At 68.4% G+C, this 13,387-nt stretch carries 14 protein-coding genes; 8 read left to right on the plus strand and 6 right to left on the minus strand.

Annotation, left to right across the window (positions count from 1 at the left end; all coding sequences use genetic code 11):
• Positions 1-8 precede the first annotated feature (8 nt).
• On the minus strand, positions 9-836 hold the full coding sequence (locus AC07ZS_RS02190) for a PhaM family polyhydroxyalkanoate granule multifunctional regulatory protein (protein ID WP_494796997.1): 828 nt from the start codon (positions 834-836) through the stop codon (positions 9-11).
• Between the two features lie 37 nt (positions 837-873).
• Positions 874-1,704 (minus strand): enoyl-CoA hydratase/isomerase family protein, encoded by an 831-nt coding sequence (locus tag AC07ZS_RS02195; protein WP_494797151.1) that lies wholly within the window; start codon positions 1,702-1,704, stop codon positions 874-876.
• A gap of 84 nt (positions 1,705-1,788) precedes the next feature.
• Here AC07ZS_RS02195 and AC07ZS_RS02200 point away from each other — a divergent pair, with 84 nt between their 5' ends.
• Positions 1,789-2,229, plus strand: a complete 441-nt coding sequence (locus tag AC07ZS_RS02200; protein ID WP_494796998.1) for a VOC family protein — start codon at positions 1,789-1,791, stop codon at positions 2,227-2,229.
• Between the two features lie 119 nt (positions 2,230-2,348).
• On the opposite strand, the gene AC07ZS_RS02205 is transcribed toward AC07ZS_RS02200, so the two are convergent.
• The gene (locus AC07ZS_RS02205) at positions 2,349-3,359 is read right to left on the minus strand and encodes a fumarylacetoacetate hydrolase family protein (protein WP_494796999.1); all 1,011 of its coding nucleotides are present in this window, start codon (positions 3,357-3,359) and stop codon (positions 2,349-2,351) included.
• 229 nt (positions 3,360-3,588) lie between these two features.
• On the opposite strand from AC07ZS_RS02205, the gene AC07ZS_RS02210 reads away from it, so the two are divergent.
• The 3 genes from AC07ZS_RS02210 (at position 3,589) to AC07ZS_RS02220 (ending at position 6,083) form a co-directional block, all read left to right on the plus strand.
• Positions 3,589-4,470 carry an IclR family transcriptional regulator gene (locus AC07ZS_RS02210; RefSeq protein WP_494797000.1) on the plus strand — a complete coding sequence of 294 codons (882 nt, stop codon included), beginning with the start codon at positions 3,589-3,591 and terminating at the stop codon, positions 4,468-4,470.
• Positions 4,467-5,648 carry a DUF3108 domain-containing protein gene (locus AC07ZS_RS02215; RefSeq protein ID WP_494797001.1) on the plus strand — a complete coding sequence of 394 codons (1,182 nt, stop codon included), beginning with the start codon at positions 4,467-4,469 and terminating at the stop codon, positions 5,646-5,648. Before AC07ZS_RS02210 ends, AC07ZS_RS02215 begins: the two co-directional genes overlap by 4 nt.
• Before the next feature lie 150 nt (positions 5,649-5,798).
• Positions 5,799-6,083: a BTH_I0359 family protein gene (locus tag AC07ZS_RS02220; RefSeq protein WP_494797002.1), complete on the plus strand. Its 285-nt coding sequence runs from the start codon at positions 5,799-5,801 to the stop codon at positions 6,081-6,083.
• Between the two features lie 48 nt (positions 6,084-6,131).
• On the opposite strand, the gene AC07ZS_RS02225 is transcribed toward AC07ZS_RS02220, so the two are convergent.
• Positions 6,132-7,202: an AbrB family transcriptional regulator gene (locus AC07ZS_RS02225; protein ID WP_494797152.1), complete on the minus strand. Its 1,071-nt coding sequence runs from the start codon at positions 7,200-7,202 to the stop codon at positions 6,132-6,134.
• A gap of 60 nt (positions 7,203-7,262) precedes the next feature.
• Between AC07ZS_RS02225 and AC07ZS_RS02230 the strand changes: the two genes are divergently transcribed.
• A complete protein-coding gene (locus AC07ZS_RS02230) occupies positions 7,263-8,069 on the plus strand; it encodes a ChaN family lipoprotein (protein WP_494797003.1) in 807 nt (268 codons plus the stop codon).
• A 17-nt stretch (positions 8,070-8,086) separates the two neighbouring features.
• Here AC07ZS_RS02230 and aptA read toward each other — a convergent pair whose 3' ends face one another.
• Positions 8,087-9,427 (minus strand): omega-aminotransferase AptA, encoded by a 1,341-nt coding sequence (aptA, locus tag AC07ZS_RS02235; protein WP_494797004.1) that lies wholly within the window; start codon positions 9,425-9,427, stop codon positions 8,087-8,089.
• A gap of 126 nt (positions 9,428-9,553) precedes the next feature.
• On the opposite strand from aptA, the gene purU reads away from it, so the two are divergent.
• Positions 9,554-10,402 (plus strand): formyltetrahydrofolate deformylase, encoded by an 849-nt coding sequence (gene purU, locus AC07ZS_RS02240; protein ID WP_494797005.1) that lies wholly within the window; start codon positions 9,554-9,556, stop codon positions 10,400-10,402.
• Positions 10,399-11,268: a LysR substrate-binding domain-containing protein gene (locus tag AC07ZS_RS02245; RefSeq protein ID WP_494797006.1), complete on the plus strand. Its 870-nt coding sequence runs from the start codon at positions 10,399-10,401 to the stop codon at positions 11,266-11,268. Before purU ends, AC07ZS_RS02245 begins: the two co-directional genes overlap by 4 nt.
• A gap of 6 nt (positions 11,269-11,274) precedes the next feature.
• Here AC07ZS_RS02245 and AC07ZS_RS02250 read toward each other — a convergent pair whose 3' ends face one another.
• Positions 11,275-11,667 carry an Hsp20/alpha crystallin family protein gene (locus AC07ZS_RS02250; RefSeq protein WP_494797007.1) on the minus strand — a complete coding sequence of 131 codons (393 nt, stop codon included), beginning with the start codon at positions 11,665-11,667 and terminating at the stop codon, positions 11,275-11,277.
• A 206-nt stretch (positions 11,668-11,873) separates the two neighbouring features.
• Between AC07ZS_RS02250 and AC07ZS_RS02255 the strand changes: the two genes are divergently transcribed.
• Positions 11,874-13,376 (plus strand): FAD-linked oxidase C-terminal domain-containing protein, encoded by a 1,503-nt coding sequence (locus AC07ZS_RS02255; protein WP_494797008.1) that lies wholly within the window; start codon positions 11,874-11,876, stop codon positions 13,374-13,376.
• Positions 13,377-13,387: the final 11 nt, after the last annotated feature.

A 13,387-nucleotide genomic window follows, 5' to 3' on the forward strand; every position in this document is an offset into this window, starting at 1 on the left:
GGAGGGGATCAACGTCGGCTGGCGGCCTTGCGGGCCGGGGCCTTTTTGGCGGCCGGCTTGGCCGCGGATTTCGCGGCGGGGCGCTCGGCAGGTGGCCGGGCCACGGCGCGCGCGGCGGCACGCCCCACGCCCCGAGCCGCCTTGCCGGCCATGCCGGTGGCGGTCTTCAGGGCCTGATCGGTCAGGCCGCTGGCGACCTGCCGCGTGGTGTCGAGCGCGGTCTGCTTGGCCACGTCTTTCATGGCGTTGCTCGCGATCTGCTGGAACTGCTGCGACAGCGCACCCCACCACTGCATCGGGTCCACCACACCGCCGGCGGCTGGTGCCGGTGCGGCGGTCTTGCGAACCGCCTTCTTCTTGCGGGGCGCCGGCGGGCTTGCGGGTGCGGCTTCGGGCTCGGCGGAGCTGCTGCCGTAGGTGCGCGGCGGGATCTCCAGGCCCGCAAACGGCGTGGGCGCCGCAGCGGGCGCGCCCGTGAAGCCCGCCAGCGTGTCGGCGGCCTTGATCTTCAGCGCATTGGCCACATCGCCCATGCTGAAGTTCATGGTCTTGAGCGTGGACAGCGTCATCTTCTGCACCTCCAGCGCCTGGATGGTTGCGCCCAGCGCCTTGGCGTTCTGGTCGAGCCAGAAGTGCACGGCCTTGAGCTCCTCGATGCGTTTTTCGAGGTCTTCCACGTTGAAAGTGGGCGCCACCCAGCTGCCCAGGTTGGGCAGTTGGGGGATGTTCTGGCTGATGCCCTGCGCCACCCCGCCGGCGGCCTGGCCCGCGAGGTTCTGCAGGAACTCGAAGCCGGGGACGAATTTGCCGAAACCGCTGCCGGGGCCGTCGCTCATGGAGATCTCCTGTCGTGCCGTCTAGGTCTTGTCTGTCTCAGCCGTCCACGCCGTACCGAGGGGCCCGGCGCTCACGCAAGGATGCCACACCTTCGCGCACATCGGGCCCGGCAAAACCCATGAATTCGAGCGCCAGCGAGGTGTCGAACGCAGGACCGGCCTGGCGCAACCAGTTGTTGAGCGAGTACTTGGTCCAGCGGATCGCGGTCTGGCTGCCGCTGGCCAGGCGGTCGGCCACTTCGTAGGCCTTGTCGAGCAGGGCCGCGTCGTCCACCGCGAGCGACACCAGGCCGATGCGCTCGGCCTCTTCGCCGCTGATGGGGTCGCACAGCATCAGGTAGTACTTGGCCTTGGCCAGACCGCACAGCAGGGGCCAGACGATGGCCGCATGGTCGCCGGCCGCCACGCCCAGGCGGGTGTGGCCGTCGACGATCTTCGCGCTCTTGGCGGCGATGGAGATGTCGGCCAGCAGGCCGGCCACCAGGCCCGCCCCCACGGCCGGGCCGTGCATGGCGCTCACGATGGGCTTGTCGCAGTTGATGACGTTGTAGACCAGGTCGCGGGCCTCCTTCCAGACGCGCGTGCGCACCTCGAAATCGGTCGCCATGTCCTGCACCAGCGCCAGGTCGCCGCCGCCGGAGAAGCCCATGCCGCTGCCGCGCAGCACGGCGCAGCGCACGCTGTCGTCGCGCCCCACGTCGCGCCAGATCTCGCTCAGTTCCCAATGGCCGTCGTGGCCGGCCGTGGGCAGCTTGCCGTTGCCGCCCGGGCCGTCGGCGCGCATCTGGATGTCGAGCACGGAAGGCACGCCGTTCACGGCAGGGCCGCGGCGGGTGATGGCAAGGGTCTGGTAGCGGCTGTAGTCCACGGGGCTTGTCATGCGGGTCTCCTGAAGGGCTTGGTTCTGCCGAACATTGTGCTCGACCGCGCGCCAGCGTCTATGCTGGCGGCCATGAACCCGACCACCGCCCCACTGCACACCCGAAGCCTGTTCCATTTCGCCTTCAACGTCACCGACCTGGACGCCGCGCGCCGCTTCTACGGCGGCGTGCTTGGCTGTGCCGAGGGCCGCAGCACCGACACCTGGGTGGACTTCGATTTCTTCAGCCACCAGATCTCGCTGCACCTGGGCGAGCCGCTCAGGACGCAGCGCACCGGCCGTGTGGGCGAGCACCTGGTGCCGATGCCGCACTTCGGCCTCGTGCTGCTGTTGCCGGAATGGAAAAGCCTGGCCGCGCGGCTGCAGGCCGCGGGCGTGGACTTCGTGCTGCCGCCCCAGGTGCGCTTCGAGGGGCAGCCCGGGGAGCAGTGGACGATGTTCTTCTGCGACCCCTTCGGCAACCCGATCGAGGTCAAGGGCTTCGCCTCGATCGAGCAGCTCTACGCAAGCTAGAAAGCCCCCCTGCCGCGCTGCGCGCGACCCCCCAGGGGGCGGCACTGGCGGCCCGGCAAAGCCGGTTCCGCGGTGCCCTGGCTGGGTCTCAGGGCGCGCCGCCTGCCGCTCGTTGACGGTTACGCCTCCAGCGGTGCGATCTTCTGGTCGATCGCGCCGAACACGGACTGTCCGTCCTTGCCCTTCATCTCGATGCGGATGGTGTCGCCGAACTTCATGAAGGCGGTCGAGGGCTTGCCGTCCAGGATGGTTTCGATCGCGCGTTTCTCGGCGATGCAGCTGTAGCCCTTGGGCCAGTCCTTGCGGCCGTCCACTTCCGTGCCCTTGTTGCTCACGGTGCCGCTGCCCACGATGGAGCCGGCGCGCACGTTGCGCGTCTTGGCGATGTGGGCCACGAGCTGGCCGAAGTGGAAGGTCATCTCGGGACCGGCCTCGCACATGCCGACCTTGCGGCCGTTCCAGGTCGACTGCATCGTGAGGTGCACCCGGCCGCCCTGCCAGGCATCGCCCAGCTCGTCGGGCGTGACCGCCACCGGGCTGAAGGCCGTGGCCGGCTTGCTCTGGAAAAAGCCGAAGCCCTTGGCCAGCTCGGCCGGGATCAGGTTGCGCAGCGACACGTCGTTGGCCAGCATCAGCAGGCGCACGCCCTCCAGCGCCTGCTCGGGCGTGGCGCTCATCGGCACGTCGCCGGTGACGACGGCGATCTCGGCCTCGAAGTCAATGCCGAAGTCTTCGCTGACCACCACCACGTCTTCACATGGGCCGATGAAATCGTCGCTGCCGCCCTGGTACATCAGTGGGTCGGTGTAGAACGAGTGCGGCACTTCGCTGTCGCGCGCGGCGCGCACCAGCTCCACGTGGTTGATGTACGCCGAGCCGTCGGCCCACTGGTAGGCGCGCGGCAGCGGTGCCATGCACTGGGTGGGATCGAACGGGAAGGCATGGCGCGCCTTGCCCTGGTTGAGGGTGACGTACAGGTCCTGCAGCTGGGGGCTGATGAAGTTCCAGTCGTCCAGCGCCTGCTGGAGCTTGTGGGCGATGCCGGTCGCATAATGCGCCGTGCTCAGGTCGCGGGAAACTACCACCAGTTGTCCGTCGCGCGAGCCGTCTTTGTACGTGGCGAGTTTCATGCCTATCTCCTGCTGTCAGGTTGGGGTAAAAGCGGGCACATTGTCCTCTTGGATGCGCATCAGTGGCACACTCCGTTCAGGCCCATGAATTACGAATAGTGAAATTGATTCACCTATTCGTAAACGCGGAATTCTAGACGAAAGCCCCGAGAACCGCTGCAAGACCCCCGCCTTCACGGGGGAACCCACAGCCCGCAGTCCCGTCCAACCCTTCGTGCCCCTCCTTCACATGCCTGTTGCCAAACGCCCCGACATCGAAGCTGAAGCGGAATCCCGCGACGACGCCGAACCCGTGCGCGCGGGCATCCAGTCGGTGGAGGTAGGCTTCGAGCTGCTCGAAGCCCTGTCGCAGGCGGAAGGGGCCCTGATGCTGCGTGATCTGGCTGCCGCCGCCGGCATGAGCGCGGCCAAGGCCCACCGCTACCTGGTGAGCTTCCAGCGCATGGGCCTGGTGGTGCAGGATCCGGTGAGCACGCGCTACGACCTCGGCCCGGCCGCGCTGCGCATCGGGCTGGCCAGCCTCGCGCGCCTCGACGCGGTGAAGTTCGCGCGCGAGCGCATTGACGGCCTGCTGAGCGAGACCGGCCACACCCTGGCCATCGCCGTGTGGGGCAACCAGGGCCCCACCATGGTGCACTGGATCGAGGCGCCCCAGACCGTGCCCGTCACCCTGCGCCTGGGCGATGTGATGCCCCTGTTGACCTCGGCCACCGGCCGCTGCTTTGCCGCCTTCATGGGCAGCGAGGGGCGCGACGCCCAGCGCATGGCCCCCATGGTGCGCGACGAGCTCGCGCGCCTGAAGAAGCTGCCCCTCCAGGGCGACCTGCCCCTGGTGGACGTGCCCCGTTCGCTGCAAGAGGTGCAAGCCCTGCTCGAAGACACCCGGCGCCGGGGCCTGGGACGCGTGGTGCACAGCCTGCTGCCCGGCGTGGGCGGTTTCTGTGCCCCGGTGTTCGACGCCCAGGGCCGGCTCGCACTGGGGCTGGTGGTGCTGGGCTCGGTGGCCACGCTGGACACCGACTGGCACGGCGCCCCCGCCACCGCCGTGCTGCGCTGTGCCCGGCAGCTCAGCGCCGACCTGGGGTACCGCCCCACCACCGCCGTCCCGTGACCCCGACCCAACCCACGCCCTCTGCCTCGCCGCGCGGCGCCGTGCTTGCCGTGCTGGTGGCGCTGGTGCTCGGCCTGCACCTGGTCCTGATCGCCGGCGGCATCACCCTGAACCTGCCTGGCGCCAAGCCGGCGCCAGACCTCCGCCCGCCCGACTTCACCGCATCCACCACCGACGCCGAGTCCGTCCGACCCACCGCAGCGGTGCCGCGCGTGCCCGCGGTGCAGGTCAGCACAGTGCGCTGGATCGTGCCAGCGCCCGCACCGCAGGTGACGCCGGCGCCCCGGGCCAAGCCGAAGGCGGCGCCGGCTCCCCGCGCGGTCCCGGCGCCGGAACCCGTCACCGCCCAGGCACCGCCGGCACAGCCTGCCGAGACCGTGGTCGCGGCCGCGACCGAAGCACCCGCACCCGCACCACAGGATGTCGCCGTGACCGAACCTGCCGCGCCGCCGCCGGCACCCATGGAGCCCGTGGCGGCCTCGCCGGCCGGGCCCGAAACGCCACCGGCAAGCGAACCCGCCAGCGCCGGTCCCGCCCTGCCGCCGGCCACGCCGCCGCCCGGCACCCGCCTGCTCTACGACGTGACCGGCAACGTGAGGGGGATCGGCTACAAGGCCCAGGGCACCCTGGACTGGACCGTGGCCGACGGGCGCTACGAGGCGCGCATGGAGATGCGCGTGCTGTTGCTGGGCAGCCGGTCGCAGACCAGCACAGGCCACATCGGCCCCCACGGCCTGATGCCCGAGCGCTTCGCCGACAAGAGTCGCAGCGAAAAGGCCACCCATTTCGATGCCGCGCAACAACGCATCCGCTTCAGCAGCAACGCGCCCGAAGTGCCCTTGCAAGCCGGCGCGCAGGACCGGCTGAGCCTGTTCCTGCAACTCGCCAGCCTGCTGCAGGCCCGCCCCCAGGCCTACACCACGGGCCAGACCGTGGACATGCAGGTCGCCAGCACGGGAGACGCCCCCGTCTGGCGCTTCGAGGTGGGCGAGGAATCGACGATGTCGCTGCCGGCTGGTGAATTCAAGGTGCGCCACCTGGTGAGACAGCCCCGCAAGGAGTTCGACAGCACGGTCGAGATGTGGCTGGCGCCCAGCCTGCACCACCTGCCCGTGCGCCTGCGGGTGCAGCAGGCCAACGGCGACGTGGCCGACCAGCAGCTCAGCCAGATGCCGTAGGACAAACACCCGTCTGTGCCAAAAATGACACGCATCTTGAAGTCTGGGGGAACGTCTCCAAGTAAAGCTGCATCTGACCTATAAATCGGCGCCTATTTGCCGATATAAGGTTGTCAGGACGCAGTTTTTTTCTATTCAAGGATGTCAGTCATGCACATGCTTTACGACTCGGATGCCTTCGCTGTGGTCCACATCCTGGCCAATGCGCCCGTCGAGGGCGACAACGAAGTGGCCGACGGCCCGCAGATTCCCCGCCACGGTTTCGAGATCGTGGACAAGCGCTCGGGCAAAGAGGTCTACCTCGACGGCTCCTGGGCCGAGATGTTCCAGCTCCAGATCACCGCCTGGCAACAGAGCACGCCCTCCCAGGAAGAGGTGGAAGACACGCTCGAAGGCTACGCCAGCCTGGCCCAGATGCCGGTGGTCATGCACTGAACGCGCCCGCGCCTTGCACGAAAAGCCGCTGCACCGCAGCGGCTTTTTTCATTCCCGGGCATAGCGCCAGCGGTACAGCGGCTCGGCCAGCACCAGCACCGCCACCAGCCGGCAGACCTGGAACGCGGTCACCACCGGCACGCCGAGCTGCAGCACCTTCGCGGTGATGGCCATTTCGGCGATGCCGCCGGGCGCAGTGCCCAGCAAGAGGGTGACCGGGTGCAGGCCCGTCAGCTGCGCCAGCACCCAGCCAAACATGGCGCACAGGCCCATCATGACCAGCGTGGCGAAGGCCACCGACGCCAGCCAGCGCGGTGCGGTGTGCACGAAAGCCGGCGTGAAACGCACGCCCAGGCTCACGCCGATCACCAGTTGCGCCGCGTTCGACAGGCTTTGCGGGATGGCCGACAGGATGTGCCCGCTCAAGGTCACCACCATGGTCGCCACCAGCGCCCCCATGAACCAGGGATTGGCCCGGCCCAGGCGTTGCATGGCCAGCGCGCCCGCCAGCGTGAGCCCCGTCAGCACCAGCAAACCCACGGGCTGCACGTCGCGCACGCTTGCCGCCGCGGTGTCCAGCCCGCTCACGCCCGCGAACTGCAGGGCGAACGGAATGGTGACGGTCACCAGCAACACGCGCAGGCTGTGCGCAGCGGCCACCAGATCGGTGCGCGCGCCCTGGCGTTCCGCGATCAGCGTCATTTCAGACGCGCCGCCGATCGCCCCGGCGAAGTAGGTGGTGCAGCGCAGCTCCTCGGGGGTCAAGGCCACCAGATGCCCCGCATGCAGCCAGCGCAGCCAGGCCGCGAACCCCAGCCCCAGGGCCAGTGCCCAGGCGATGCCGAGCGCGATCGCCCACCAGAGGCTGGCCACCAGCGCGCCCACGGCCGGCGTGAAATACAGACCCAGTGCGGTGCCGATCACCCATTGCCCGCCGTTGCGCAAGGGCGTCCAGCTCTCGGTGCGCATGCCCAGCACCGACACCAGCGCGGTCGCCAGCAGCGGGCCGATCATCCAGGGAATGGGCGTGCGCAGCCAGCGGCACAGCAGGGCGGCGGCCAGGGCGATCATCAGGGTGAGGCAGACGCGCGACCACGAGGCGGGCCGCCAGAGAGGCAGAAAAGACACGCGAAAAGAGGACAAAGGTGAAGGGACCTGGGGTGCGCTTAGTATCCACGCATGACCTGTCGAACCGCTGTCGCCCTCACCCTGGGCCTCTCCCTGCTGGTGTCCTGTGCGCACCGCCCGCCCACCACCGTGCCCGCCCTGCTCGACCGTGTGATGCCGGCGCCGGTGCTGATGCTGGGCGAACAGCACGACGCCGCCGAGCACCAGGCCCTTCAGCGCGACGTGGTGCTGGCCCTGGCCCGGCGCGACCAGCTGGGCGCGGTCGTGATGGAAATGATCGAACAAGGGCGCAGCACCCAGGGCCTGCCCGGCACCGCCGATGAAGCCAGCGTGCGCGAGGCCCTGGGCTGGACCGACCAGAGCGGCTGGCCCTGGCCGGTGTACGGCCCGGTGGTGATGGCCGCCGTGCGCAGCGGCGTGCCCGTGATCGGCGGCAACCTGCCGCGCGCGCAGATGCGCAGCACCATGGGCCAGGCCGAGCTGGACGGGCTGGTGAGCGATAGCGTGCTGCAGCGCCAGCGCGACGGCATCCGCGAAAGCCATTGCGGCCTGCTGCCCGAGAGCCAGATCGCGCCGATGACACGAATCCAGCTGGCGCGCGACCGGTCCATGGCGCAGACGGCCGCGCAGGCGGTCATTCCGGGCAAGACGGTGCTGCTGGTGGCCGGCAACGGCCATGTGCGTGAAGACCTCGGTGTGCCCCTGCACCTGCCCGCGTCCGTCGGCCGCAAGGTGGTGATGGCGCAGGCCGGCACCCCGAAGGACGCCGGCGCACCGCCGGCCGATGCGGTGTGGCAGACCCCCGCGCTGCCCCCGCGCGACCACTGCGCCGAATTGAAGCAGCAGATGAAGCGCTGAGGTCGACGAGGGCGCCTTTACCCCAGTCTTTTGATGGCGTCGGCCAGCGTGCCCACCATGGTCTCGATCTGCGCGCGATCGACGATGTAGGGCGGCGCGAACACCAGGTTGTCACCGGCGTTGCGCACCAGCACGCCCCGGTGGAAGCAGTCCATGAACACGTCGAACGCGCGCTTGCCGGGCATGCCCGGCTGCGGCGCGAGTTCCACCGCCGCCGCCAGCCCGAAGCTGCGGATGCCGATCACGTGGGGCAAGCCCTTGAGCGCGCTGTGCATCGCGTCGCCCAGCACCGGGCCCATCTCGCCCGCGCGGGCAAACAGGTTTTCCTCGCGGAACAGGTCCAGCGTGGCGATGGCCGCCGCGCAGGCCACGGGATGTCCCGAGTAGGTGTAGCCGTGGAAGAACTCGATGGCGTGGTCCGGCGCGCTGCCGTGCGCGCCCATCATGGCGTCGTAGATGCGGTCGGTGCAGACCACCCCGCCCAGGGGAAACACGCCGTTGGTCACGGCCTTGGCGAAGTTCAGCATGTCGGGCTGCACGCCGTAATAGTCCGAGGCGAAGGCCGTGCCCAGGCGGCCGAAGCCGGTGATCACCTCGTCGAAGATCAGCAGGATGCCGTGCTTGTCGCAGATCTCGCGCAGGCGCTTGAGGTAACCCTGGGGCGGCACGTACCAGCCCGCGCTGCCGGCGACGGGTTCCACGATCACGGCCGCCACGTTGCTCGGGTCGTGCAGCGGCAGGATGCGGTTCTCCAGCTCCAGCAGCAGGTCTTCGTCCCACACCGGCTCGGTGTTGTGCACATAGGCGTGCTTGACCGGGTCGTGGATGAAACGCAGGTGGTCCACGCGCGGCAGCAGGGCGGCGCCGTAGACCTTGCGGTTGGCCGGGATGCCACCCACACTCATGCCACCAAAGCCCACGCCGTGGTAACCGCGTTCGCGGCCGATGAAGATATTCCGGTGGCCTTCGCCGCGCGCGCGGTGGTAGGCCAGGGCCACCTTCATCGAGGTGTCGGCGGCCTCGCTGCCGGAGTTGCAGAACAGCACCTTGTTCAGGTCGCCCGGCGCCAGCTCGGCGATCATCTCGGCGGCGCGAAACGCCTTGTCGTTGCTGATGCTGAAGGCGGTGCTGTAGTCCAGCGTGTCCAGCTGCTGCTTGATGGCCTCGTTGATCGGCTTGCGGTTGTGGCCCGCGCCCACGCACCACAGGCTGGAGATACCGTCGATGACCTGGCGCCCGTCGTGCGTCGTGAAGTACATCCCTTCAGCCGCGACGAAAACCCGGGGGTCCTTCTGGAAACTGCGGTTGGGGGTGAAGGGCAACCACTGGTTGTCCATGCGGAAATCGTTGTAGGCCATGCGGGCGTCTCCTGCGGCAAAAGGACGGGGGAAGCGGCATTTTGTCACCCGCCCTCCCCCTCAGGGGGCTCCACTGCGAGGATTCCGGCGAGGCCCACCGCGCCATGCTGCGACAATTCGCACGCCATGAATCACACCTACGTTCTTACCCTGTCCTGCGCGGACCGCCCGGGCATCGTGCACGCCGTTTCCGGCTTCCTGCTGGAGCACGGGGGCAACATCGAGGAAGCCGCCCAGTACAACGACCACGCTACCGGCCTGTTCTTCATGCGCGTGCAGTTCGCCTGCGGCCAGCTCACCCAGGACGACCTGCGCCTGCACCTGAAGCTGTTCGCCGAACCGTTCGCCATGCAATGGAGCCTGCACCCGCTGGCCGAGCCGGTGCGCACCGTCATCTTCGTCAGCAAGGAAGGCCACTGCCTCAACGACCTGATGTTCCGCTGGAAGAGCGGTCTGCTGCCGCTGGACATCCGCGCCATCATCAGCAACCACCGCGACTTCTACCAGCTCGCGGCGAGCTACAACGTGCCCTTCCACCACATCCCGGTGACCGCCGCCACCAAGCCTCAGGCCGAGGCGAAACAGCTGGAAATCATCCAGAACGAGGGCGCCGAGCTGGTGGTGCTGGCGCGCTACATGCAGGTGCTGAGCAACGACCTGTGCCGCGAACTCTCGGGCAAGGCGATCAACATCCACCACAGCTTCCTGCCCAGCTTCAAGGGCGCCAAGCCCTACTACCAGGCGCACGACCGGGGCGTGAAGCTGATCGGCGCCACCGCCCACTACGTGACGGCCGACCTCGACGAAGGCCCGATCATCGAACAGGATGTGGCCCGCGTGGACCACACCGACGCGGTGGAAGACCTCACCGCGCGCGGCCGCGACACCGAAAGCCAGGTGCTGGCGCGCGCCGTGAAATGGCACAGCGAACACCGCGTGCTGCTCAACGGCCACAAGACCGTGGTGTTCAAGTGACCATCAGAATCCCCCCAATCCAGTGCCTGCTGACCTTCGAGGCGCTGGCGCGCCTGCGCAGCGTGACGCAGACGGGGGAGGAACTGAACGTGACGCCCAGCGCGGTGAGCCACCGCGTGCGCCAGCTGGAGCAGATCCTGGGCACCAAACTGTTCGGCCGCGCCGACTTCTCGCTCACCACCGAGGGCAGCGAGTACCTGGCCCACGTGCGCGAGGGCCTGGGCATCCTGCAGCGCTTCCCGGGCGGCAACACGGCGCCGGGCAAACGCAAGCTCAAACTGGCCGTCACACCGACCTTCGCGCGCTCCATCCTGATGCCGCGCCTGCGCCAGTTCACCGAGGCCTACCCGGAGATCGACCTCACGCTGCAGGTCTCGATCCCGCTGCTGGACGTGGTCGCCGAAGACGCCGACCTCACGGTGCGCTACGGCACCGGCCGGTACGCCGACGTGGAACACATCTGCCTGCTGAAGGACGAGGTGACACCGCTGGCGTCGCCCGCCTACATCCGCGAGAACGGTCCGTTCGACGCGGTGGAAGACCTGCAGCGCGCCGCCCTGCTGCGCAGCCCGCTCGAACCCTGGCGCACCTGGTTCGCCGCCCACGAACTCGACTGGCCCGAGCCGGTCGAGGGCTCCTCGTTCAACGACATCGGGCTGATGTGCGACGCCGCGGCGCAAGGCCTGGGCGTCGCTCTGGTGCGCCTCAAGCTGGGCGCGCCCTGGATCGAGAACGGCTCGCTGGAACGCCTCTCGGAACGCAACATCCCCTCGCCCCATGCACACTACCTGTGCTGGCAAGCCGGTGCGATGGAGCGGTGGGAATGCGCGGCGTTCGCCGAGTGGCTCAAAAAAAGCGTGAACTGATCCGATTTATTCGATCGCCAGGCGCTGGGCCGCAGCGGCGGTCTTCTTCGGCAGCGTGAGCTGCAGCACACCGTTCTCGTACTTCGCCTTCGCCGCGCTGTTGTCCACGTCGACCGGCAGCTGGAAGCTGCGCGAGACGGCGCCGTAGTAGCGTTCGCTGCGCAGCAGCTTGCCACCTTCGGCCGGGTTGGACTGCGGCTTGATTTCAGCGCGCAAGGTCACCAGCTTGCCATCGACGTTGACGTGGATGTCGTCCTTCGAGACGCCAGGCACTTCGGCCTGTAGGGTGTAGGCCTCGGGCGTTTCCTTCACATCGACACGGATCTGCGCGGGCAGGGAAGCGGGCGCAACGTCGTTGAAGAAGTCGAGGAAGTTGCGGTTGACAACGAAGCTGCTCATGAAAAACTCCTGGTGGATGATGAGGTTCCAGGGCGCGACAGGCGTCCTGCGGTGAACACAACTTGATGCCGTCGTCCGCCGATTTCAAGGGCCCTTCGTCGCTGTCCGCCGAAGCGTTCACAAAGCGCTGCAAGTTTCTTCAATCCGGCGCGCAAGCTTTGGCCTAGACTGGAGCAGCCCCTTGATCCGACCCGCACTGGCCCCACATGAACGCACCCGCCCTCCCCGCCGAGAACACCTTCCTGCAACGCGCACAAAGGCAGGCCGACGTGGTGCGCGCGCTGCAGGCCGTGGTGCCGACGCATGCGCTGCTCTGGCAGGCCGAAGACACGGTGCCCTACGAATGCGACGGCCTGACCGCGTACCGCGAGCGCCCGCTGGTGGTGGTGCTGCCCGAGACCGAGGACCAGGTCGCCGCCGTGCTCAAGGCCTGCCACGGCCTGGGCGTGCCGGTGGTGGCGCGCGGCGCGGGCACCGGGTTGTCGGGCGGCGCCATGCCGCATGCGCTGGGCGTCACGCTCTCGCTGGCCAAGTTCAACCGCATCGTGCGGATCGACCCGCGCGCGCGCACCGCCGTCGTGCAGGCCGGCGTGCGCAACCTCGCAATTTCCGAAGCCGCGGCCCCGCATGGCCTGTACTACGCGCCCGATCCCAGCAGCCAGATCGCCTGCACCATCGGCGGCAACGTGGCGGAAAACTCGGGGGGCGTGCACTGCCTCAAGTACGGCCTCACCCTGCACAACGTGCTGTCGGTGCGCGGCTTCACGGTGGAGGGCGAGCCCGTCACCTTCGGGGGCGATGCGCTCGACGTGCCCGGCCTGGATCTGCTGCCGCTGGTGATCGGCAGCGAGGGCATGCTGGCCGTCACCACCGAGGTCACGGTCAAGCTGGTGCCCAAGCCCCTGCTGGCGCGCTGCATCATGGCCAGCTTCGACGACATGCGCAAGGCCGGCGACGCGGTGGCCTCGGTCATCGCCGCCGGCATCATCCCGGCCGGGCTCGAGATGATGGACAAGCCCATGACCGCGGCGGTGGAAGACTTCGTGCACGCGGGCTACGACCTCGACGCCGAAGCCATCCTGCTGTGCGAGAGCGACGGCACGCCGGAGGAAGTGGAGGAAGAGATCGGCCGCATGAGCGAGGTGCTGCGCCGATGCGGCGCCACGGCCATCGCGGTCAGCCGCGACGAGGCCGAGCGCCTGCGCTTCTGGAGCGGCCGCAAGAACGCCTTCCCGGCCAGCGGGCGCATCAGCCCCGACTACATGTGCATGGACTCGACCATCCCGCGCAAGCGCCTGGCCGACATTCTGCTGGCCATCGCCGGCATGGAAAAGAAGTACGGCCTGCGCTGCGCCAACGTGTTCCACGCCGGCGACGGCAACCTGCACCCGCTGATCATGTTCGACGCCAACGACGCCGACCAGCTGCACCGCTGCGAGCTGTTCGGCGCCGAGATCCTCGAAACCAGCGTCGCCATGGGTGGCACGGTCACCGGCGAGCATGGCGTGGGCGTGGAAAAGCTCAACAGCATGTGCGTCCAGTTCTCCGCGGAGGAAAACGCACAAATGTTCGCCGTCAAGCGCGCCTTTGATACCAACGGGCTACTCAACCCGGGCAAGGTCATCCCGACCTTGCAACGATGTGCTGAATACGGGCGGATGCTGGTGCGCGCCGGGGCTTTGGCGCACCCTGAGCTACCGCGTTTCTAGCTGTCAAATAT

The organism is Hydrogenophaga sp. GW456-12-10-14-TSB4, from assembly GCF_059424305.1.